This window comes from Microbacterium xylanilyticum (genome assembly GCF_054654695.1).
Genome location: NZ_BAAIEN010000002.1, coordinates 2,018,110 through 2,037,953 on the forward strand (window position 1 = coordinate 2,018,110; position 19,844 = coordinate 2,037,953).

Genomic DNA, 19,844 nt, shown 5'->3' on the forward strand with positions numbered 1-19,844 from the left:
AACCTGGGTGCTCACGCAGCCTTCTGCATCTTCGTCTTCTTCGGGCCACGCCAGGTCTTCACGGCGTCGTCGATGACGAACCGGGCGATCTCCATCAGCCCGGCAGCATCATCTTCACCGAGCACCGCCACGGCATCGTCCGTGTCCCCGATCGCGGCTTCCAGGATCTTCGTCTTCCGGCCAAGCACCCGCTGGATCGGCTCATCGAGCGTGCCGTGGGCGATGAGGGTGAGGTAGACCGGAGCGTTGACCTGCCCGATCCGGTGAATCCGGTCTTCGGCCTGCTTGACGAGCGCGGGGGTCCAGTCCACTTCGACGAAGATCGCGTCGCTGGATCGGGTGAGAGTGAGGCCCACACCGGCTTTCGTGATCGCAGCGACGAGGACGGGAACCCGGCCATCCTGGAACCTCTCGACGATGGCGTCGCGCTCCCGGTCCGTGGTCGAGCCGATGATCGCTTCCGCATCTGCAACCTGCTCCAGCAGCGCCGCGGCCACGTCCAGGTGATGCGTCCAGATGATCAGTGGCCGGTTCCAGCGGCGGACGCCATCGGATCCGTCTTCGAACCCGGTCCCGTTCAGGTGGTCGGCGATGAGGTCATGCGCGGCAGTCACCTTCGCCAGTCCGGCGGCGCGACGCAGCTGGCTGACGATCTCGAACGACGCCGTCTGAGCGAACTGCTCGATGTCGTTCTGGTCCGGCATCCGCCCGCGCGTACTCTCGACGAACCAGCTGACCCAGGTGTGGACCTTCGCGATGACGTCCTTGTGCGTGCGCCGGTACTCGGTGAGCGGGACGTCGACGACCAGCTCTCGACGGCTCTTCGCGGGGAGCTGCGGGAGAACATCGCGCTTGCGGCGCCGGACCCACACGTGATGCTCGAGCAGCGCTTTCAGCCGTGGCAGCGCAGCCTGCTTCGCATGCCAGTTCCCGAACCGGTCCTGGCGGCAGAAATCGTCCAGGAAGACACTGCGGCCCCCGAACACCGGCGACAGCGTCCGGGTGAGCTCGAGGAGTGGCACCAGCTGCGCGGGGGACGCGAACATGGGCGTCCCGGTGATCGCGATCGGGGCGTGACGGACGCTCGCCGCGACGTTCAGGACCGCCTCGCTCCGATCGGAGCCGATCGTCATCATGCGGTGCGCCTCGTCGACGAGCAGCACGTCCGCACCCCACCTGCTGATCCGCCCTGCCGTCTCCGGGCGTGCAGCGAGCAGGCTGTCGGCGATGATGACGGTCCCCTGCTCGGGAAGGTCCGGTTCCTTCCTCCCGGCGCGGAAGACGACAGGATCCGGGAGCCCCGCAAGCCGGACTTCCCGAGCCCAGTTGCTGTTCAGCAGCGGAGGGCAGACGACCAGGGTTCGGCGAGAGCACAGCAGGCGAGCAGCCATGAGCGCCTGCACGGTCTTCCCCAGCCCCGGCTCATCGAACAGGCCGCGGCGTCCGCCGACAATGGCGAGGACTCCCGCCTCCTGGTAGCCGAGCAGCTCCCGGCCCGGAGCCATGGACGGGAACCCGTCCGGCGCGAACGTCGCGATGTCGTGCGCTGGGATGCCGTCCATGTTGAGGGCGTGAGCGAGGTGCTTGGCGAGCGGGGCGACAGCCGGGTCGATGTTCTGCACGGTGCGGAGCTCGAACGCGCGGGTGATCGCATTCGCCGGCCATTGGATCCCACCACGGATGTTCCCGTCCCGGTCCAGGACGTCTCCCGCGTAGGTCCAGAACATCCCCCGGTCGTTGTCCCAGACAGCCCCGCCGCCGAGGAGCCCCTGGGTGAAGTCCCGACCCGCGAGACGATGCCGAACCATGATGAGGCGACCGTTCGAGTGCAGCTTCGCGATCGGGACGGCGAGCTCATCGATCGTGGCGACCTGCTGCAACTCCCCCGGACGGCTGTCCCAGTCCAGGATGATGCCGGCATCCGCGAGCGCCTGCGATGGCGTGAACGATCCGACCCCGCCCAGCCGCCAGGTGCGCTCCTGCGGATCCCAGCGCCCGTGCAGCTGCTTCACCCAGTCGAGCATGGTGAGTCGCCGGTCCTGCGGGTGAGGGAGCTTCGGGTGGATCCGCAACAGCAGGGACGGCTCTCGGATCGTGCCGTCGATGGTGGCGAACCCTGTGGTACCGGGTGCGATCGTGAGAGCGGCAGGCATACGGTTCACATACCCGCAGCGCCACCGTACTGCACAGTCGGTGCTATGATCTTGGATCACCACTTAACGACGGGAAGAGATCATGACGGATCGAAGCGCAAGAGACCTCGACAGCACGGCCACCAGACGGACGATGACGATGACGCCGGGGTTCCTCGACCTGATCGAAGCCGCGGGCGCCGAGGGCTTCAGCACCGAGGACTTCACGGCCCACCTGGTGTGGGCACACCAGCTCGCGCAGGCGAACAGGGATCAGGAAGCGGCTGAGTTCCTCCGCGAACTCACCGGATCGGGATCCCTCCCCCGCATGGACGGCGCGACGCTCGAACAGCTCGCGGGCACTCGCGTCGTCGGCATCCATCTCGGAGAGAGGTCCCCGCGTCCGAGCAGCATCGTCGGACGCCAGCATCGCGGCATTGCGCCGTCCGAGATCGGGCAGCTGAGGACGATGGTCATGCGCTCCTGCGCCGAGTGGCGGCTCGCGCTCACACGCCCCACTGTCGTGATCTTCCGGGCCGGGCGGCCGATCCTGATCTACTTCGGAGCCACCTGGCAGGCCGTCTCCGCCGGAGGCCGGAAGTACATCGCGTCCGCCGAAGCGGTTGACGTCGCCACGGGCGATACCTGCAAGCTCGCGATCGTGCCGGGCCCAAACGGCTTGACGCCGTCACTGACCATGATCCCGGCCGACTCCGCTCGCGAACCGCTGCTCGAGTATCTGCGCGGACACCGTCGTGTGCGTGGCGTCGCACGACAGCCCATCGACAGCCTCAGCTCCATGTAGATCGACGTCTCGGCACCCGCAGCTCTACTCGATCAGGACGGCCTCGACGACGTCGCTCGCCAGCAGCTCATGGACGGTCGCCTGCCAGCAGTCGAAGCGTCCGTACCAGGACTGGTCGAACATGCACTCCCAGGACTGTTCGACGTCGGCGCGCAGGTCCTTCGGCCAGCCGCTGATCTGCCTCCGGTCCGCTCCGGCTGCATCCAGCCATGCTCGGAAGTCGTCGGCGATCTGGTCGTACCGTCGGTCGTAGTCGCTATCGGGCTCCCCCGGGATTCTCGGGACTGCGGGCCATACGTTCAGCGCCGAATGCCACTCGTCGAAGTGGCTCAGCAGCACCCGTTCCCGCGGCATCCGGCATTCGAGCAGCACTTGACCTCGCTCACGGCGGCACATGCGCACCAGGTCGTCCCGCCGGATCCGCGCCCACAGCCAGAGTGCGGTGTCACCGGTCGTCGGCAGACGCTCCCGCATCATTCGGTTCATCCAGTCGTACGCCTCCGGCCATTCCGTGCACACGCAGGCCGGCTCCGCCCGGAGAGCGCCCGTCCGCTGGAGCTGATCGACCGCCTCGACCGTTTGGATGGTGTGCAGCCGGAGAACATCCGCGCCCAGGTCATATCCGATCCTCCCCGCCGGCAGCACCCGCTCAGCAGGCGCAGACCGGATAGGGAACGAGTGCATGACCACCATCCTGACGGCACCGGCCGACATCGCCGCCGAGGAATGTCCCACCCCCGGCGTACCGTGACGGTCATGGCCCCTCACGCACCTCACGACCTTGACGCTCTCAGCGTCGAGCAGTCGCTCTTGCAGTCCGAGCAGCAGATGGAGGGGCGGTGCGCGGCAAGCGGCTTGAATGTCGGCCGGATGATCGCCATCCCAGGATCCGATGAGTGGAAGATCGAATGCCCCGACTGTGGCGCTCTCTGGTTCGGCGGATCCACCGTCCTCGACGTCCACGATCGCCCCACGAGGCGGAACCGGGTGTGGCCGGCATGATCGGTGACGCTGAGGAGCTCACGGACGAAGATCGGGACCTGTTCCTCCGCTGCCGAGGACTGGAGCCTGGGATTTCCGCCGAGAAGGCCGCGGAGATCCGGGCGCAGTGGCCGGACGAGCACATCGCGATGGCCATCGCACTCGGGCAGTTCTGACGCGGCAACACCGCACGATAGGAGGAGGATCCGTGGGATCAGGTGACGATGAAATCCGGATGATCAAGGAAGGCTGGCGTCTGCTCGGGTCGGACGTGCAGGCGGAGCTGATCGCGCGAGGATGGGAGGTCACCGACCTTCACGTGAGCGATGATGAACCGCTGGAGTTCTTCTGGCCCCCGACGGCACCGTTCGGATACGGGGGTCTGCCGGATCGGTCCGGTCCCTCACGAATGGGGCCGTCAGGGGAACGTCGGCCGCGACCGACACCGTGGACGCAGCCGACCAGGATCACGAGGACGGCGACCGGTTGGCGGGTCGAGTACGGCGAAGCGATCGCGCAGGCGCCGGACGAACCGATCGAGCACACCGACGACAAAGCTCTCCTGGGAGATCTCGCACGGATCGAATGGTGGCCGATGACCGTCGCCGAAGCCTACGATCTCGAACACCAGCAGGTTCTGCACCTGACCTACGCTGCAGCCCACAACGAGCACACCCAGTCGTTCGACATCAAGACCGAGCCCTACCTGAGTCGGATTCAGGAGCTCTACGACCGGGATTGCGGCAAGATCATCGTGACGATGGCCGATCCCGACGGCTGGAAGTGGTCCGGTGACCTCAAGGCAAGAATGCGCATCGTCGACGCGCAGATGTGGGCCTCGGCTGTGCGGACGGCACGTGCCGGCGGCGACGGCTGGGACACCAGCGGGCCAAAACGCGTGCCCGGTCAGCCGTAGCCTGACGCGCGGTCAGGGAGTCATCTCGAGCGCGACCTTGAGCCGTTCGAGATCAGCGGGCGATGGCGTTGCGCCGTCTCGCAGCTGGGCTCGAAGCCGTTCGTTCACGGTCGGGGCCAACATCTGCAGAGCGAACCGGAGCACCGGGACCCGATCCCAGTCATTCATGCCGTCGAGCAGCCCGATCACGCTCTCCGGAAGGTGCACTCTCGACCAGTCGATGTCGCTGAGATCGCCGTGCGTCATCGCACCTTCGCCTCGCATTGCGGCCAGGGTGCGCGCGGACGGTGCGATGAGGGCACGGTCGTCCACGATGTTGACGGGCCCCCTGCGGACGACGTGCTCGTAACGCAGCGGCTCGCCGGCCAGCAGCCTCCGGTAGATGCTGAAGATCCGGAAGCAGTCGTCCAGCGTCGAGTCACCACGGTACTTCCGGCCGATGTCGAACTCGTCGCCGAAAGAGCTGTAGACCTGCTCCAGTCCCAGCCCGATGCCCGGCCACGCCTTCTTCGCAGGGAACACATCCTCGACATCGAGGGAGAGCTGACGCTGAAGGTCAACGCTCAGCGGCACGATCCCGGCGACCTCGTCGCTGAGCCTGGCCAGCGGAAGGTAGTCCCCGAACAGCCCGTTCCACGAGACGATGATGTCAAAGTTCAGACCCCAGTTCTCGAGTTCGATGTCCAGCCCGCTGGAATCCTCACGGGGGCGGATCTCGTCCTCCCACTCGTCGACGACCGTGAACGTCGTGAACCCGGGATCGGTGTTCACAAACAGCACTCCGAGGCGATTCAGCGCCCAGTTCACGATGGGCACTTTCCCCGTGTGGCCGCGGGCGTACACGAAATCGACGAAGGCGATCCGGACGGGGGTGTGCTGCGAAGCTGACATGTGGTGGACGATGCCACGGGCATCGGACATTCCGCCGTGACCGTGTTAGCGTCGAGGCGGGCGGATGATGGCGCCCATCTCTGAGCCGGCCAGGCGCTCGTGCGGCCTCCGGCGATCGAGGACAAGCTCCCCAGGGAGTCATCGAGATTTCTCACCCTGACGGACAGGCGAAGAGCACGAGCATCGCCGCATGTCTTCAGGAGGCACGCTCATGACGAGCACCGACCGCAAATCCGCCGCCCGCGCCTACATGCGCGCTAACGACGTCAAGTACACCGAAGCGCTCCGCGCGCTCGGTATCGCGAACGCGGGCGCCGTTGAGCCGCTGGCGACGTACATGCTGTTGAGCTGGGACCAGCACGACTACCTTCACCCCACAGCGGAAGGGGCAATGTACGAGACCCTGGCGGACGCGAAAGCGGCATCGCACGAGGACGGCGACGTCGTCACGACCGGGTTCTACGCCCCCGACGTCCCCGGCGGACCCTCGCTCTGGCACAACTATCCGTACGGCAATGGCTTCCTGCGGCAGACGGACTACATTCGCGGGGCCGTGTTCGGCAACCCAATCTTCTGGGACGCAGCCCCGCGCATCGCGAGCGGATGGTCCCTGTCCTGGTTTCGACGGTTCCCTACCCCGCAGGCCGCGGCCGCTTCCCCCGGGCTCCGGAACGGCGATGCCACCGACGGTCTGAACGGCGACGCGTTCCGGTTCGTCGACGAGTCGGGCGCCCTGGTCACGAGGTGGTTGCCTGACCTCAGCGTCGAGGCGCAGTTCGCGCGATTCACGGCACATCGGAATCTTCTGCCCAAGGAGATGAGACGCATCACCGCAACCATGAACCCCGCCCTGGGGGTCCGGCTGCGGGAGGCGCCGACCGCATACGGTCCTGCGTACTACTGGGAGTTCCGGACTCCGAACATCGCGAACTTCGTCAGCTGGAGCAGCGTCGAACGGCACATCGCGGCGCAGACAGACGCACTGCGTCCGTGGACTGTCGACGACTACCCGCACGTGAACAGCATCAACGCCCTGCCGTTCGAGACTTTGGAAGTCTGCGCGGAATGTGACGACGAGCCCGTCACGAGGAACCACCCGCTCGCGCCGGGCAGCATGATCGGCACGAGCATGCTGACGGAGTCGGCGGTGCCGATCGACATGCCGATCCACGCGGACGCACCCCAGGACTGGCAGACGATGCTCCTGACTCACGTCGCCGGCAGCACGAAACTGTTCAATCACGACGGATGCGTCGCGTACTGGACCGACTGGGCGGACTGATCAGCAGCCTCACCACGCGGTGCCGTGCCGGATGTCTCGGTTGTTCACTTCGCGCATGTTCCGAGGGCCGTGGTCAGGGCGGTCTTGTCCGCGTCGGTGATCTGGAGGTCGTATTTGACGGCGACCGCCACGTAGGAGCGGGCGTACTGGCAGTGGAAGGCCCGGTTCGGCGGGAGCCCGTTCGCGGGTCCGTGATCCGATTTCGCCTGGTTGGTCGGCCCGTCCACGGCGAGCAGGTTCATCGGGTCGTTCGCGAACTGCTCGCGACGTTCAAGTGTCCACTGCCACGCCCCGTTCTCCCAGGCCTGGGAGAGGCTGTAGATGTGGTCGATCTGAACGGCGGGTGAGGTCTTCTCCCCGCGGACGAAGTGGATGATCTTCCCCGTGTACGGGTCAGTGAGAGTGCCGGTGAGGACCCGGCACCGGCTGTCCGTCGTCGTGTCCGTCATATCTCGCTTCAGAATGTCGTTACGCGTGTCACAGGAGTTCCCATCCACGTCCATCCATGCCGGGCCGAACTGGTCCCTCCGGTAGTCGGGGATCCGCTGACCCGGGGTGCCCGCCGGGATGGTGCCGAGCAGCTGGATGAGCTCGGCCGGCGGGACACTGTCCACGCCGCCGGCGTTGATCTGCTGGATCAGCTGCGCACCCTGGGCGCCGAGGTCCTCAGCCGTGTTCGTGGCCTCGTCGGCCGCCTTCTGCACTTCCTGCCCGTGGTGCTGCCCGGTGGTCTGGTCGACAGCGGCAGTGAGGTTCGGGAGGATGCCGGTCAGGTTCATCCACAGCAGGACCGCGCCGATCACAACGGCGGCGAAGATCAGGCGAAGGAGGTTGCGTCTCATGGTCATCAGATACCCGCACGTCCGCGGGCGCCGCGGTGAGCGGTCACGCGGCTCTCGCGGCCATCGATGATGCTTTCACGAGCTGCCCTTCGCACCCGAGAGTGAAGTAGCAGTTCTTCGGAATCGTGCCCGTTCCACCGGTGATGCCATGCAGGCCGCATACGGTGCAGGCCACGACGGTCTGCAGGGGCCGGACCCGCAGGTACGGGAGCAGGTGCGCGTACCGGTCGAGCAGGGACTGCTGGACCGGGGTGAGCGTCACCGTCGCGCGCACGTCGCCGGCGGCCGCGATCTCGACGACCTGCGCCCACTTGCCGACTTTCAGTGCCTTCATCGTGAGGATTGCGACCTGCGCTGCCTGACACGGCTCGGGCGCGTCGGCGCTGTGCCGGAACGTCTTCACCGGCTGGGGTTTCTTCGTGCGGGCCATACCCTTCACATACCCGCACCCTGGCTGGTTCAATGGCCGTCGTCGGGCTGCACGGGGAGCTTGTCGGACACGAACATCCGCTGTTTCACAGTGGTCCCGTCCGGCAGTCGTCCCTCGGTGCGGATCCCGTAGAACACCGCGTCCGGGTGCGGCGGGGCGGACACGCTGAACATGCACCCCTGCACGGTGTCTCCCGTGGCCCATCCGTGGTCGGCGAACGGGCTGGGAGTGCTCTGGCATCCGAGACGTGCGCCGTCGGCGGGGAGCAGGAACGTGTTCGCGCCGGTCACGTCCAGCCCGGTCAGGACGGCGTACAAGTCGAAGGGCTCCCCGCCGTCGTCTCTGGTCGCGGAGATCTCACGCACCCGGTAGGTGATCATCTGGATGTTCGCCCCATGCGGTGTCCCTCCGGCTGCGAGCCCGGACCACGCGTACACAGCCTCATAGTCCGGGCCCGTCAGCGGCTCGGTGACCGCGTCGATGGTGAACAGGAACGCGCTCCGGCTCGTGTTCGTCCTCGACCACGGCCCGGACCAGACGATCACCGGGTCATCGCCGACGTGCCGCAGCCCGGTTCCGTTCAGGTCCGCCGCCCGGGGCGTCAGGTCGTTGCCGAAGGGAACCCCGTCAGGGATCCGCAGCGGCGCGAACGTTCCGCCGTTCGCGGCCTGCCCGGCCCGGAATGCGGCGGTGTCCGCCGGAGGTGCGGGCTCTCCCGTCCCGGGCTTGGAGTCCGCGATCGTTGCGGTCGGGGACGGGGACGGTCCCGGATCCGGCGGGGTGCATCCGGTCAGGGCGACCGCGAGCAGGGCGGCGATGCATGCCGCGGCCGCTAGGCCCCGTGCTCGGAGGGGCTGGGTGGTGCGCATCGGTCATCCTTTCAGCGGGTTGGTGTTGCCGTCACGGCCGACCTCGAAATGGATGTGGTCGCAGGAGTCGTAGAAGTTCGCGACGCCCGGGTACTCCTGCCCGCCGCGGCACTCGAGCTGACCGAGCCCGCCCCCGGAGTCTGCTGCGACCTGCGCGAACCGGGCCCAGAACGTGTGGGCCTCCGGGATGGCCGGGTCTCCGGCGGTGGACTTGCCGTTCAGGTCGCCGATGTCGGCCGCTTGGCCCTTCCAGTGGTAGGAGGCCTCGCCGGTGCCGGCGTGGCTGGACGTGCAGCGTCGGTTCAGTGAGTTGATCGAGATCTTGTCGAACATCTGCGCGGCCATGACGATCACCTGCAGCACACGGACGTCAAGGGTGCACGCGTCGCTGATCTTGCCGCCGGCGGCGTACGCGGCGATCTGGTCGTACCCTTCCGGCGCGGAGGCGAACCAGATGATCTTCCCCTCGTCCGCGTAGGCGAGGATCTGCTGTGCGAGCTGCTGCTGTGACGCCGCCGGCACGGTGCCTTCCGGTGTGCCCTCATTGCAGGCGGCGCTCATGCGCCCGTCACCGTTGCCGTCTCCGTTGTCCCCAGGCCCCGACCAGCTGGTGCCGTCCGGGAGCGGCAGGGCCGGCGAGCTGTCCCCATACGCCGTCCAGATGGCCTCCGCGAGCGGCACGCGCTGGGCGTACCGGTCCGGTTTGGCGGAGACCTGCACGGCCTGGGCGACGGATCCGGGGTCCATGCTCTCCCAGCCGCTGGTGTCACGGACCCGTTCGAGGAACTTGAAGGCCGCGAACGCCGGGTCCAGCAGCCGGCGCAGGACGCCCTGGTAGTCGGTCTTCCAGGTGGACCCGGGGATGTCACCCCAGGAGAACAGTGCCTGCTGCTGGAACACGCCGACGCTCGCATGGTCGGAGCCGACCTTGTCGTGGTTGAGCGTGAGGGAGAACTTCAGCTTCTCGTAGTCGGCGGCCTCACTGGCGGAGAGGTGCCCATCGTCGTCGGTGATGATCCCGTCGTTCGCGTAGTTCTGGAAGCTCGATTCGACGCGTGCGGTGATCAGGGCGATGACCGCGGCCTGCCGGGCGGACGCCGGGTACATGGTCTTCGCCATCCCGATGATCGTCTTCATGTTCGCGACCTGCTTTCCGTTCCAGGTCTCCCCGCCGATCTGAGCGTCATCGCCGATCGGGCTGGGGTTCGCTCCGGTGCCGCCATCGGCTGTGCACTGGTCCTCCCCGAGCGCCCACGACAGCGCCTGGGCGTAGATCTTGTTCGCCTGCTGCTCGCTGAACCCGGCCGCTTCGATCGCGGGGATGTGCAGGTCGCGGACGTGCTGAGCGTTCTGGTAGTCGCGGGAGCTCTTGTCGGTCGGGATGGTCAGGTATCCCCGGTCCGAGTAGTGCAGGCCGCCGATGCGAAGGTCACGCCATTCCCGGCTGTGGTCCTCGACGGCGAGCTTGTCCGCCACAGCCTGCAGGTTCACGCTCTTGTCCGCCTGAGTCAGGGCCAGCACCAGGTACCACGGCAGCCCGTACCGGTCCTGCCCATCCCGTGCGGCGTTCACCTCCTGGTAGGTGGCGCCGGACTCCTCTGCGGATTTCGTGGTCGCCCCGTCCTCACCGGGCTGGTAGGCGCTGAGGAGCGCGCCGACGGTCAGCAGCGGGGCGGTGAACGCGAACACGATGACGAACAGCACGACGACGATGGCGCTGATGATCGCCGTCCGGATCCGCTTATTCCCCAACGCGGCGAACGCCGCGCCTTTCGCGGCCCCCGCCGCGGCACCCGCCGCGCCCCCGACAGCTCCTTGCACCGCGCCGCTGAGGGCTGCGGACGCCACGTCACCGATCGCCTCTTTCGCCGTCGGCTGCGCGCTGTCACCGGACGGGGAGTCGCGTTCCTCCCACGGGTCCGGCTCTGCGTTGCGCTGGCGCACCTTCCCGATCGCCCCCTGGGCGAGCCGGGCTCCGATCTGCCCGACGCCCGCACCGGGCATGCCCGCACCCCCGCTCCCCGGAGGCGGGCCGGCCGCGCCGGGCGTCGGGCGCGGCTTCGAGGTCGCCGACCCGACGCCTGCTGCCGTTGAGGATTGCTTCTGCTGTTCCGCTCGGGCGCGCAGCGCCGCGTCGGCTCCTCGGCGCGCGGACGAGGCGGATCGTCCGGTTCCAGACGGTTTGCTGCTGGCGGCGTCGCTGGATCTGCCGGTTCGTGCTGGCGTTGCGGGCGTGCTGGACCCGCTGTCGTTGTCTGTCATGACGCCCCTCGGCACCAATCACCGAGCTCAACGGGCACCCCGCGCGGGAAGTAGCGACGTCGGCGGGCCTGGATGCGCAGCCGCTGCATCCGGCCCGGCACCTTCGCCCCCTTCGAAGTGTTGCACCGTGCGCATGCGGCGAGGCAGTTCCGCAGGTTCGTCGCACCGCCCCGCGTCCACGGGAAGAAGTGATCCGCATGCGCGGCGGTGCGCGTGCACCGCCACAGCAGCCACCGGTCGTACTCGCACTGCCCGCGCGCCCGCTCAAACGCGACGCGCCGGTCCGCGGCCGGGAACATGCGGATACGGTCCCGTATCGGCGCCCGTCGTGACCGGATCCGCGTCACGATGATGACGGGCGGCAGCAGAAGTACCGCGACCGCCACGATCAGCGGCCACAGAGTGGCAAGCAGGGTGGTGAAGATCAGGGCACCTCCTCACCGTCCACCCCTGCGAACGGGGGTCAGATCGCGATCGGCTCCCCGCGCAGCCAGGTCTCCTCGGAGCCGTCGTCGTGGATGACCGCCGGCCCATGCTCGTTGTGCAGCTGCCCGTCCACCCACCACTGCTGCTCGCCGTCGACCCCGGTGTAGGCGGGACCGTCGGCATTGTGCAGGTGCCCGTCCTTCAGGAGGTACAGCCCGGTGGGTGCTTCCAGTGCGACGTCGTAGCCGCCCCGCGGGTCCGGTTCGTCGAGGACCGCGATGCTCAACGGCCGCGGCTCCGCCGGGGCGGCGAGATCGTCGAGCCCGTCGGCGGGGTCGGACCAGTGCTTTTGGGTGAACCGCCCGCGGTCCCTGGGGTGGTCGGCTTCGTTGAACGTGCTCATACCGCACATACGTGCGGCGTGCCGTCGCTCTTGGCTGAACACAGCAATCCGCCCTCCCCGCAACCAGTCGCGGGGAGGGCGGATTGCTGTGTTCGTCGCTCAGAACAGGTCGTCGGGCATCGACTCGACGTTCCCGGCGGGCGCCTGCGCGTACTGCGGCGCGGCCTGAGCCACGGGCTGTGCGGCCGGGGCCGCGTACTGCGGCTGCGTCACCGGGGCGGGACCGGGCTGCGCGGGCGCCGCAGCCACCGGAGCAGCAGGCTGAGCGGTCGGCTGCCCCTTCGGCGGGCTTTTCGTGAACGCGGTCGTGCCCCAGCGAACGCTCGCGCCGACGGCCTCCGGTTCGATCTCGAGGCTCCACCCGGTCGTGCCGTCCTGCTTCTGGTACTCCCGGTTCTTCAGCTTGCCGAAGACGATGACCTCCTCGCCCTTGTGGAAGCTGTTCGCGACGTGCTCGCCGAGGTCGCGCCACGCGGCGACCCGGATGAACAGCTTGTCGCCGTCCGTCGCCTGCTGGGTGTTCCGGTCGAACACCCGCTCCGTCGACGCGACCGTGAAGTTCGCCACGGGGATCCCGTTCTGCGTGTACCGCAGCTCCGGGTCAGCCACCAGGTTCCCCACGACCGTCACCTTGGTCTCGTTCATCATCCGTTCCGTTCCGGGGTCCTCCACGGAGGAGCCCCATACTTCATACGACCCCCGTCCGGCGGGATTGCCAGCGGGTGAGACGCCGCGAGGATGCGGCCTCTACCGGTCACATACCCGCATCCGGGTCGTCCAAGACGCTGAGGTCGACGGTGGCCAGCAGCGCCCAAATCTTGCGGCCCAGCGCCAGATCCTCATCGATGTCCGCGACGGCACGATGCGCCTTGTCGCCGGTCTTCGTGAGGGCGCCGGTCTTCCGTGCTCGTGCGATCGCCATGGCGATGATCGAGAAGTCCAGCGGCCGGTAGTGCAGCTGATCGGCGACGGCGGGCAGGTACCTCTTCGCCCAGGGCCAGTCGAAGTTCGCGACCCCGCCCCCAGCGAAGCGCACGGTCTCGTCACCGATGCGTTCCGCGAGCCAGGAACCCAGCATCCGGTCCGCCTGCGCCAGTGTGGGCGCGCTCGGACCGTTGTCGGTCAGGTCCGCGAGGAGCCCGCTTCGACGGTGCATGCTCTCGATGAACGGGTTCGCGTGGATCCGGTCCCACGTCCCGGACTCCGGGCGCACGAGCGTGTGGATCCGGTCGATCTCGCGCATGTCCTCGTCCGTGAGGATGAGGGACAGCTCGAGCAGATGGTCCTCCTGCTCGTCCAGGCCGGTCGTCTCCATGTCGCAGTGCAGAAACGCGGGTGCACCGATGCTGTTCGTCGTCATGCCGTCCACATACCCGGGGGTGCGGTCATGCCGCGGCGAGGGATGCGCTGTAGAGCTCGCGGGCGTTCGTGATGTCCGCGAAGCTCGCCGCTCCCGCCTCCGCAGCCACGTGCACCTGCACGAGCGCCTCGTACGGGGTGACCCGCCCGGCGACTGGCTTCGCATGGGCGCGGCACTGGTGCCCACGGTCCGCGTTGAACCAGCGCTTGCAGGATCCGCACTGGTCCACCGGAACCCGCTCCGCATGGTTCTTCACGAGCTCGTTGTACCGGGCCCCGACGCTGGACGCCTGCTGCACGGCCTCGTAGATCTCCTCATCCACGTGGTACCCGTAGGTGCGCTCCCCCAGCTGGATCGTCATCTCCTGCGACGCCCGGTTGTACCCCATCGCCTTCACGAACGTGGACCCGGACTCGTTCTCCTGCAGGATGGTCCCCGCGGATGCGATCCGCTCCCGGTGCTTCGCAAGCAGGTCGCCGGCGTCACGGAGGGCATGCGACGGACGCCGGGCCTCCAGGACGCTGGCGACCGCCTCGGACGCACGCCAGGACACGTTCGCGGGGAACCCGAGCGGCTCGACCGTCCACTTCCCCGGCGCGTTCTGGGTGACCCGGACATGGCCGATCATTGACCGCCCGGCGGTCCCTTCGATCTCGATCGGGAACTCGAACGTGCCGCCATGCGCTTTCGCGAACTGCTTGATGGTGCTCGCCCGGTACATGCGGACGGCCAGTCCGCCGCCCTCGTACTTGATCCTGTCGATCCGGCGGCGACCGGCCAGGGAGTGCCCGGTCGAGGTGTGCGCACCGGCGGGAGCCCAGTCCTCGGGCATCAGCTCGTACCCGGTGTTGACCCCGGCGTTGCGTCGCGCCTGCGCGTACCAGCCCTCGATGTTCTCCGCGGACCGGGCCGAGGTGCCCTCCGAGTACGAAGCGACCGCGGCGACGTACCCGTCCTTCTCCAGCTGCGCGCGTCGTGCAAGCATACGGCGGATGTCCGCGCGCTCCTCCTCGCCCAGGGAACCGGCGGGGCCGGTGCGTACGTGTCCTGCAAATGCGCCGGCGAGAGGGATCCCGCGGCCGCGGTGGATGTTGCCGTGTCCATCGATCGTTGCCATGACCTCTACACGTGCGGCATGTCCTCCGGCTTGGCCGAAGCCCACCGGGACCACCGGTTCACGGGAGCGACTGTGGGCACCGGTACCGTGTGGGGAGCAGGAAGGAACCCCGGATGACTGGTGCCTGGATCTACGAGCACAGCGCCGACGACTCGGCACGATTCGTGCTCGGCACCATCGGCGAGAACCCGCTCGTCTGCGTGGGCGTCAACCCGAGCACCGCTGCGCCGGGGAGCCCAGACCAGACCGTCAGCAAACTGATCGGGTTCGCCGGACGAAACGGGTTCGACAGCTGGGCGATGCTGAACATCTACCCGCAGCGATCCACGGATCCTGCGGGCATGCATCGCACGTACAGCCCCGACCTGCGCGCCGAGAACGAGCTCCGGATCACCGAGTTCCTAGACGGACGTCCGCTGACGATGCTCGCCGCATGGGGTTGGGAGATCACCAGGCGCCCGTACCTGCCCGAGCTGCTCACCGGAATCGTGCCCCTGGTCGACCGTGCCGGTGGGTCATGGGCCCGCATCGGAGCGCCGCTCAAGACCGGTCATCCACGGCACCCATCCCGAGCGGCCTACGCGCTGCCGCTGCAGCCGTTCGACGTCCGGGCCTACCTCCGCAGCCTCGCCGCTTGAGGCGCCGCGCCGGTCGTCACCTACCCGCAGGCCGGATCGGCCCTGATTTCGCGGCTTTTCGGGGTCGGCCCATTTTTCAGGTTGGGCCGGCCCAACCCCGGCCCAACCTGTCTACGGCAGGAAAGCCCTGTTCACGGGTTGTTTATGTGTGTCCGGCCCACCGGCCCACCGTTTTTGCGGGGGAACATACGTATAGAGAGGGGGACGTGAAAACACACGTCTAGGGCGAAGGGGAGCGCCCTGTACTCTCTCTCTCTCTCTCTTCTAGACGTAGATCAGTAAGTAGTAGTAGTTGGGCCGGCCCCTCGTGTTCCCAGTCGGGAGTAAGGCAAGACCCGGCCCAACTTGTGTTGGGCCGGGGTGGGCCGGGTGGGCCGGGCTGGTGGGCCGACCACCCCCGATCCCAGTCAGGAGTAGGAATCTGCCGGTATCCCAGCCGCTGATGAGGAGTTGGGCCGGCCTTTCCCCTGCGTCTGCGGGTATGTGGAGCGCATGCCATCTCCTGACGCCCGGTGGACCGCCGCCGACTACGCCCCCGTCATCACGGGATCCGGAGCCGTGAAGCTCGCCGACTCGCAGGTCGCCCCCTTGATCGCACAAGCGCGCGGCTACTACACCGTGGATGCCCCGGACACCGCGAAGACCGTCGCGGAGTCCGCTCGAGTCGAAGGCTCCACCCGCTCGATCGTCAAGAAGCTGCAGACGATGGTCGACGGGTCAGAGGACTTCCTCGTGCTGCCCTGGTACTCCGTGAGCACCGTCGCCCGGGAACAGGCACTTGCCACCTTCGGTGCACTGCAGCTGCGACCGTCGAAGCCGCTGCTGAACCCGAAGACGAAGCGGGCCGCGAAGTACGAGCTCCTCGCCGGGCACGACTCCGTCCTCGACACGAACCCGGCGACCCCGGCCGAGTGGATCGCCCAGTCTCCCGCCGTCCTGATCACCGAGGGCTGCTTGAAAGGGGACGCGGCGCTCACCGCGCTGCTGCTCAGCGCCGGGGCCGCCGCGGATGACCTGGCGGTCCTGACCGACAACGCCGGCACGACCGCGAGTGCGGAGGATGCCAGGGCGAAAGCTCAGACGCTGCTGCTCGCCGTCCCGCCGCGGGACCGGGTCACGATCGTGTCCCTGGTCGGCGTCGGGAACTGGCACAACAACGTCGAATGGTCCACGTTGAAGCTGGACAACCGGGACGTGCTGACCGCGTTCGACGGGGACCTCCGGGAGAACCGGAACGTGTGGCGCCAGGCGTCGAAGATGTGGGACCTGATCGAGAAGAAGCGCGGCATCCCGAAGGTCGTGGACCTCGGCGGCGCGAACGCGGAAAAGGACGCCGCGGTCGTCGGGTTCGTCGGCAAGCTCGGCATCGACGACTACCTGTCCCACGTCGGCGGATGGCCGGACCTGCTGCACCTCATCGACGACACACTCCCGCCGGAGCCGCGTGCGGCGGAGGACGACCAGTACCGGCCCGGGGACTACCGGATCACCGCGGACGGGCTGACCACGCAGGAATACGTCCGCCGTCCCGCGCCGGACGGCAGCGGCGACCTGTTCCTGTGGGAGGACCGGCTCCCGTACGGCGCCCGTGTCCGGTCCGTGTCCTCCCTGCACGCGCTCACCGACATCACACCGCGGGTCGGGTTCGTCACCGAGCAGAACACGATCCGGTCCGTGAAGCCCGGCGAGGCGGTGATCGAACTGTCCTGGGAGGGCGACGACGGTACGACGCGGACCGCGACGATCACGGGCACCAGCGAACTGCTGCTGGTGTCGCCCGCCGACTGGAACCGGTACGGGGCGCACATCCCGGATGAGATCACCATGCTCCCCGACTTCCCGCCCACGAAGGGGAAGGAAGCGGACGGGTTCCGACGTGCGATGAAGGCGCACCGTGCCGAGGAGACGGAGCAGCAGGACACCTGGGACACGATGGGGTACGTCCCCACCCGCAGCGGATGGCCGGTGTTCATCGTCGGCGAGCAGGTCCTCGGGCGCACCAGGGACGACGAGCTCGCGAACCGTCCCGGCGTCACCGAGAAGGTGATGGACGGCGTGTCCCGGTACGGCGTCAACGACACTTACTGGGCGTTCTACGATGCCGGCAACCTGCAGGGGTGGAAGGACCAGGTCCGTCAGGACTGGACGACCATCGCCGACGCGTTCATCGCGAACTGCCCGTGGGGTGACCCCGCGATCGGTGCGATCGCTCTCGCGACCGCGCTGCGCCCGACCGTCCCCTCCCAGTCGATCACGAGTGTCGAGATCTACGGCGGGCCGTCCGCTGGCAAGAGCTGGCTGGGCTCGTTCATGATGGGCTTCTACGCGTCCCGCCCTTCCGCGTGGACGCAGCATCACCTGCCCGGCTCCGCGAACGACACGTTCGCCGCGCTCGAGCACTCGGTCGCCCGCACTCCCCTGTTCGTCATCGACGACATCGCCCCGAAGACGTCCCGGCAGAAGGACGAGGAGCAGTCCGAGAAGATCGAGGACCTGATCCGGGCGAAGCAGAACGGGAACAGCAAGCGTCGCGGCACGGTCGACGGCGGCCAGCGGGCGAAGCAGCTTCCCCGGGCCGTGCAGGTGTTCACCGCCGAGAACAACCAGGTGAAGGCGTCCATCCGTCAGCGGATGATCGGGATCCCGCTCGGCACCCTCGACCGGTCCAGCAAGGCTGCTGAGCACATCCAGGATCTGCGGGACAGCCCGGACCAGCCGCTGTCCCGGCTGACGGCCGCGATGATCCGGTTCTGGGTGAACATCGACCCGGACGACTCGAAGGTCAACGAGCTCCGGGAGGACTACGCGGACCTGCCGGTCCCGTCCACGTGGGCGGAGATGCATGACATCGCCCAGGTGGGGATCCGGGACGTGAAGGAGATCATGGCCCGCAGCCTCGGTGACGATGTCGATCGAGGACTGAAGGACCGCCGTTCCGGCATGTTCGCGGACATCGCGTTCACCCTGGACGTGTTCCGGTGGCTGGGCACGTGGGCGGGGGTCGCCGACGACGACCCGCTGATCCGTCTGTTCACGGACGAGGAGGGGCTGCACGAGAAGCTCGTCCGGTACGCCCGCCGGGACCTGGTCCTCGCCAGCAAGGACTCGAACACGCACCGTCTGATGCGCGCGCTGCGGGAGTTGATGGCCACCGGCAAGGCGCACCTGGAGCATCCGACGGTGTCCGGGCAGCGTCCGGTGCAGTCCGGCGAGGATGCGGACCTGCTGAACAGGGCGTGCGGGTGGCGGGTGAACTCCCGCGGCGAGTGGGAACCACGCGGGGAGACGATCGGGGTGGTCGGGATCCCGACGGGCGTCGCGGATGCCGCGGACGGCCCGGATGGCGTGCCAGAGCTCGTCGCCTTGTTCTCGTCGCAGTCTGCGTTCGCGCTCGCCCAGCGGCACTATCCGGACTGGATCCCGTCCGGTCAGCGGGCGGCGGACACGTGGAAGCAGGTGTGGACGCACGCGGACGGTTTCGCGCCGGCGAACTGGAAGCCGGACCAGGGTGTGCAGACGAAAGCCCGCCTCGCCGGGAGCGGTGAGCTCGATGGGACATCGGCCCGGCTGCGTGGTGTCCCGGTGATCCTGTCCCGGATGCTCAGCGTCGATGACAGCTGATCGTCGTGATGCGGGTATCTGAGCAAGTACCAGCAGCCGAAAGGAGCCCGACGTGGCGTTCACCCACCTGCACGTGCACAGCGAGCACAGCCCCCTGGACGGGATGATCCGCATCCAGGACGGGTTCGAGCACGTCGCCGGGATGGGTCAGGATGCCCTTGCGATCACCGACCACGGCGGGCTGTCCGGGGCCTGGGCGGCCCAGAACGCCGCGGACCGGGCGGGTGTGAAGTTCATCGCCGGCTGCCTCCGAGCTGGTCAGGAGATCCTCACGAACGTCGGCGTCAAAGCCGTTGAGGACATCACGGTCGGCGATCAGGTCCTGACTCACCGGGGACGATACCGTCCCGTGCTCTCAGTCATGGCGCCCCGTGTTCATCGTGGTCGCGCATATGAGGTGCGCCTCGCTGGCAGATACACACGACCGCTTACGCTCACTGACGAGCATCCCATCCTCGTACGCCATCACAACGGTCACCGCGAGTGGTTGAAGCCCGGAGAGATTGTCGCCGGACGTCGCGGTTCACACAGGGGGATCTCGGACTGGAATTCGTACGTATGCGTACCCAAGCCCGACGTGCGAGACACACCCCTCGACGTGCTGGCGCTGGTTCCGACCAGCGAGCGTTGGGGTGTGAGTGACGGGTCAGTGTCGAAGCAGTCGTCGATCCGCGACCGCCGAGTCACCTGGACTGGCTTTCCGAAGCTTCTCCCCTTGTCGGAGGAGCTCGGCTACTTCCTCGGGCTCTACGCCGCGGAAGGCACCCTGGGTGTACATGCTGATGACCGGCTCACCGGCCGGATCTCGTTTCACCTGAATGTGGCCGAGATTGCCTATGCGGAGCGAGTCATCTCTTTCGCAAGATCGC

Annotated in this window: 18 protein-coding genes and 1 pseudogene; 7 read left to right on the top strand and 12 right to left on the bottom strand. The window is 67.8% G+C overall.

Going from position 1 to position 19,844, the window contains the following annotated elements; translation table 11 throughout:
* Window positions 1-11: 11 nt before the first annotated feature.
* Entirely contained in the window at window positions 12-2,153 is a 2,142-nt protein-coding gene (locus ACYQ1L_RS10270) for a DEAD/DEAH box helicase (protein WP_460004068.1), read from the bottom strand.
* A gap of 133 nt (window positions 2,154-2,286) precedes the next feature.
* On the opposite strand from ACYQ1L_RS10270, the gene ACYQ1L_RS10275 reads away from it, so the two are divergent.
* Entirely contained in the window at window positions 2,287-2,937 is a 651-nt protein-coding gene (locus ACYQ1L_RS10275) for a hypothetical protein (RefSeq protein WP_460004069.1), read from the top strand.
* Between the two features lie 24 nt (window positions 2,938-2,961).
* Here ACYQ1L_RS10275 and ACYQ1L_RS10280 read toward each other — a convergent pair whose 3' ends face one another.
* Window positions 2,962-3,900: a DUF3841 domain-containing protein gene (locus tag ACYQ1L_RS10280; protein ID WP_460004070.1), complete on the bottom strand. Its 939-nt coding sequence runs from the start codon at window positions 3,898-3,900 to the stop codon at window positions 2,962-2,964.
* 26 nt (window positions 3,901-3,926) lie between these two features.
* Here ACYQ1L_RS10280 and ACYQ1L_RS10285 point away from each other — a divergent pair, with 26 nt between their 5' ends.
* Complete coding sequence (locus ACYQ1L_RS10285) at window positions 3,927-4,094, top strand: hypothetical protein (RefSeq protein ID WP_460004071.1); 168 nt, start codon at window positions 3,927-3,929, stop codon at window positions 4,092-4,094.
* Between the two features lie 32 nt (window positions 4,095-4,126).
* Window positions 4,127-4,834 carry a hypothetical protein gene (locus ACYQ1L_RS10290; RefSeq protein ID WP_460004072.1) on the top strand — a complete coding sequence of 236 codons (708 nt, stop codon included), beginning with the start codon at window positions 4,127-4,129 and terminating at the stop codon, window positions 4,832-4,834.
* A 12-nt stretch (window positions 4,835-4,846) separates the two neighbouring features.
* Here the strand turns inward: ACYQ1L_RS10290 and ACYQ1L_RS10295 are convergent, their stop codons facing one another.
* Entirely contained in the window at window positions 4,847-5,725 is an 879-nt protein-coding gene (locus tag ACYQ1L_RS10295; RefSeq protein ID WP_460004073.1) for a hypothetical protein, read from the bottom strand.
* Between the two features lie 211 nt (window positions 5,726-5,936).
* Between ACYQ1L_RS10295 and ACYQ1L_RS10300 the strand changes: the two genes are divergently transcribed.
* Window positions 5,937-7,007 carry a hypothetical protein gene (locus tag ACYQ1L_RS10300; RefSeq protein ID WP_460004074.1) on the top strand — a complete coding sequence of 357 codons (1,071 nt, stop codon included), beginning with the start codon at window positions 5,937-5,939 and terminating at the stop codon, window positions 7,005-7,007.
* 44 nt (window positions 7,008-7,051) lie between these two features.
* Here the strand turns inward: ACYQ1L_RS10300 and ACYQ1L_RS10305 are convergent, their stop codons facing one another.
* The 9 genes from ACYQ1L_RS10305 to ACYQ1L_RS10345 form a co-directional block, all read right to left on the bottom strand.
* On the bottom strand, window positions 7,052-7,849 hold the full coding sequence (locus ACYQ1L_RS10305; RefSeq protein WP_460004075.1) for an HNH endonuclease family protein: 798 nt from the start codon (window positions 7,847-7,849) through the stop codon (window positions 7,052-7,054).
* A 43-nt stretch (window positions 7,850-7,892) separates the two neighbouring features.
* Window positions 7,893-8,279: a hypothetical protein gene (locus tag ACYQ1L_RS10310; RefSeq protein ID WP_460004076.1), complete on the bottom strand. Its 387-nt coding sequence runs from the start codon at window positions 8,277-8,279 to the stop codon at window positions 7,893-7,895.
* Between the two features lie 29 nt (window positions 8,280-8,308).
* Window positions 8,309-9,148, bottom strand: coding sequence for a hypothetical protein (locus ACYQ1L_RS10315; protein ID WP_460004077.1), 840 nt, complete (start codon window positions 9,146-9,148; stop codon window positions 8,309-8,311).
* Between the two features lie 3 nt (window positions 9,149-9,151).
* Window positions 9,152-11,152 (bottom strand): hypothetical protein, encoded by a 2,001-nt coding sequence (locus ACYQ1L_RS10320; protein WP_460004078.1) that lies wholly within the window; start codon window positions 11,150-11,152, stop codon window positions 9,152-9,154.
* Between the two features lie 254 nt (window positions 11,153-11,406).
* Entirely contained in the window at window positions 11,407-11,709 is a 303-nt protein-coding gene (locus tag ACYQ1L_RS10325) for an HNH endonuclease (RefSeq protein ID WP_460004079.1), read from the bottom strand.
* Between the two features lie 164 nt (window positions 11,710-11,873).
* On the bottom strand, window positions 11,874-12,239 hold the full coding sequence (locus tag ACYQ1L_RS10330; RefSeq protein WP_460004080.1) for a hypothetical protein: 366 nt from the start codon (window positions 12,237-12,239) through the stop codon (window positions 11,874-11,876).
* Window positions 12,240-12,338: 99 nt separating this feature from the next.
* On the bottom strand, window positions 12,339-12,884 hold the full coding sequence (gene ssb, locus ACYQ1L_RS10335; protein WP_460004081.1) for a single-stranded DNA-binding protein: 546 nt from the start codon (window positions 12,882-12,884) through the stop codon (window positions 12,339-12,341).
* Between the two features lie 109 nt (window positions 12,885-12,993).
* The gene (locus ACYQ1L_RS10340) at window positions 12,994-13,599 is read right to left on the bottom strand and encodes an exonuclease domain-containing protein (RefSeq protein ID WP_460004082.1); all 606 of its coding nucleotides are present in this window, start codon (window positions 13,597-13,599) and stop codon (window positions 12,994-12,996) included.
* A 25-nt stretch (window positions 13,600-13,624) separates the two neighbouring features.
* Window positions 13,625-14,716: a KTSC domain-containing protein gene (locus ACYQ1L_RS10345; RefSeq protein ID WP_460004083.1), complete on the bottom strand. Its 1,092-nt coding sequence runs from the start codon at window positions 14,714-14,716 to the stop codon at window positions 13,625-13,627.
* A 113-nt stretch (window positions 14,717-14,829) separates the two neighbouring features.
* On the opposite strand from ACYQ1L_RS10345, the gene ACYQ1L_RS10350 reads away from it, so the two are divergent.
* From ACYQ1L_RS10350 to ACYQ1L_RS10360, 3 genes and pseudogenes are all read left to right on the top strand, one after another.
* The gene (locus tag ACYQ1L_RS10350) at window positions 14,830-15,354 is read left to right on the top strand and encodes a DUF1643 domain-containing protein (RefSeq protein WP_460004084.1); all 525 of its coding nucleotides are present in this window, start codon (window positions 14,830-14,832) and stop codon (window positions 15,352-15,354) included.
* A 492-nt stretch (window positions 15,355-15,846) separates the two neighbouring features.
* A complete protein-coding gene (locus ACYQ1L_RS10355; protein WP_460004085.1) occupies window positions 15,847-18,975 on the top strand; it encodes a hypothetical protein in 3,129 nt (1,042 codons plus the stop codon).
* Window positions 18,976-19,078: 103 nt separating this feature from the next.
* Window positions 19,079-19,162: pseudogene (locus ACYQ1L_RS10360) on the top strand (hypothetical protein); the annotation flags it as partial.
* Between the last annotated feature and the right edge of the window lie 682 nt (window positions 19,163-19,844).

Coding starts and splice junctions, on each gene's coding strand:
- ACYQ1L_RS10295 (WP_460004073.1), bottom strand. CDS start 5,725: ATGTCAGCTTCGCAGCACACCCCCGTCCGGATCGCCTTCGTCGATTTC.
- ACYQ1L_RS10320 (WP_460004078.1), bottom strand. CDS start 11,152: ATGCCCGGTGCGGGCGTCGGGCAGATCGGAGCCCGGCTCGCCCAGGGG.
- ACYQ1L_RS10350 (WP_460004084.1), top strand. CDS start 14,830: ATGACTGGTGCCTGGATCTACGAGCACAGCGCCGACGACTCGGCACGA.
- ACYQ1L_RS10330 (WP_460004080.1), bottom strand. CDS start 12,239: ATGAGCACGTTCAACGAAGCCGACCACCCCAGGGACCGCGGGCGGTTC.
- ACYQ1L_RS10270 (WP_460004068.1), bottom strand. CDS start 2,153: ATGCCTGCCGCTCTCACGATCGCACCCGGTACCACAGGGTTCGCCACC.
- ACYQ1L_RS10340 (WP_460004082.1), bottom strand. CDS start 13,599: ATGACGACGAACAGCATCGGTGCACCCGCGTTTCTGCACTGCGACATG.
- ACYQ1L_RS10315 (WP_460004077.1), bottom strand. CDS start 9,148: ATGCGCACCACCCAGCCCCTCCGAGCACGGGGCCTAGCGGCCGCGGCA.
- ACYQ1L_RS10300 (WP_460004074.1), top strand. CDS start 5,937: ATGACGAGCACCGACCGCAAATCCGCCGCCCGCGCCTACATGCGCGCT.
- ACYQ1L_RS10305 (WP_460004075.1), bottom strand. CDS start 7,849: ATGAGACGCAACCTCCTTCGCCTGATCTTCGCCGCCGTTGTGATCGGC.
- ACYQ1L_RS10325 (WP_460004079.1), bottom strand. CDS start 11,709: ATGTTCCCGGCCGCGGACCGGCGCGTCGCGTTTGAGCGGGCGCGCGGG.
- ACYQ1L_RS10275 (WP_460004069.1), top strand. CDS start 2,287: ATGACGATGACGCCGGGGTTCCTCGACCTGATCGAAGCCGCGGGCGCC.
- ssb (WP_460004081.1), bottom strand. CDS start 12,884: ATGAACGAGACCAAGGTGACGGTCGTGGGGAACCTGGTGGCTGACCCG.
- ACYQ1L_RS10345 (WP_460004083.1), bottom strand. CDS start 14,716: ATGGCAACGATCGATGGACACGGCAACATCCACCGCGGCCGCGGGATC.
- ACYQ1L_RS10310 (WP_460004076.1), bottom strand. CDS start 8,279: ATGGCCCGCACGAAGAAACCCCAGCCGGTGAAGACGTTCCGGCACAGC.
- ACYQ1L_RS10355 (WP_460004085.1), top strand. CDS start 15,847: ATGCCATCTCCTGACGCCCGGTGGACCGCCGCCGACTACGCCCCCGTC.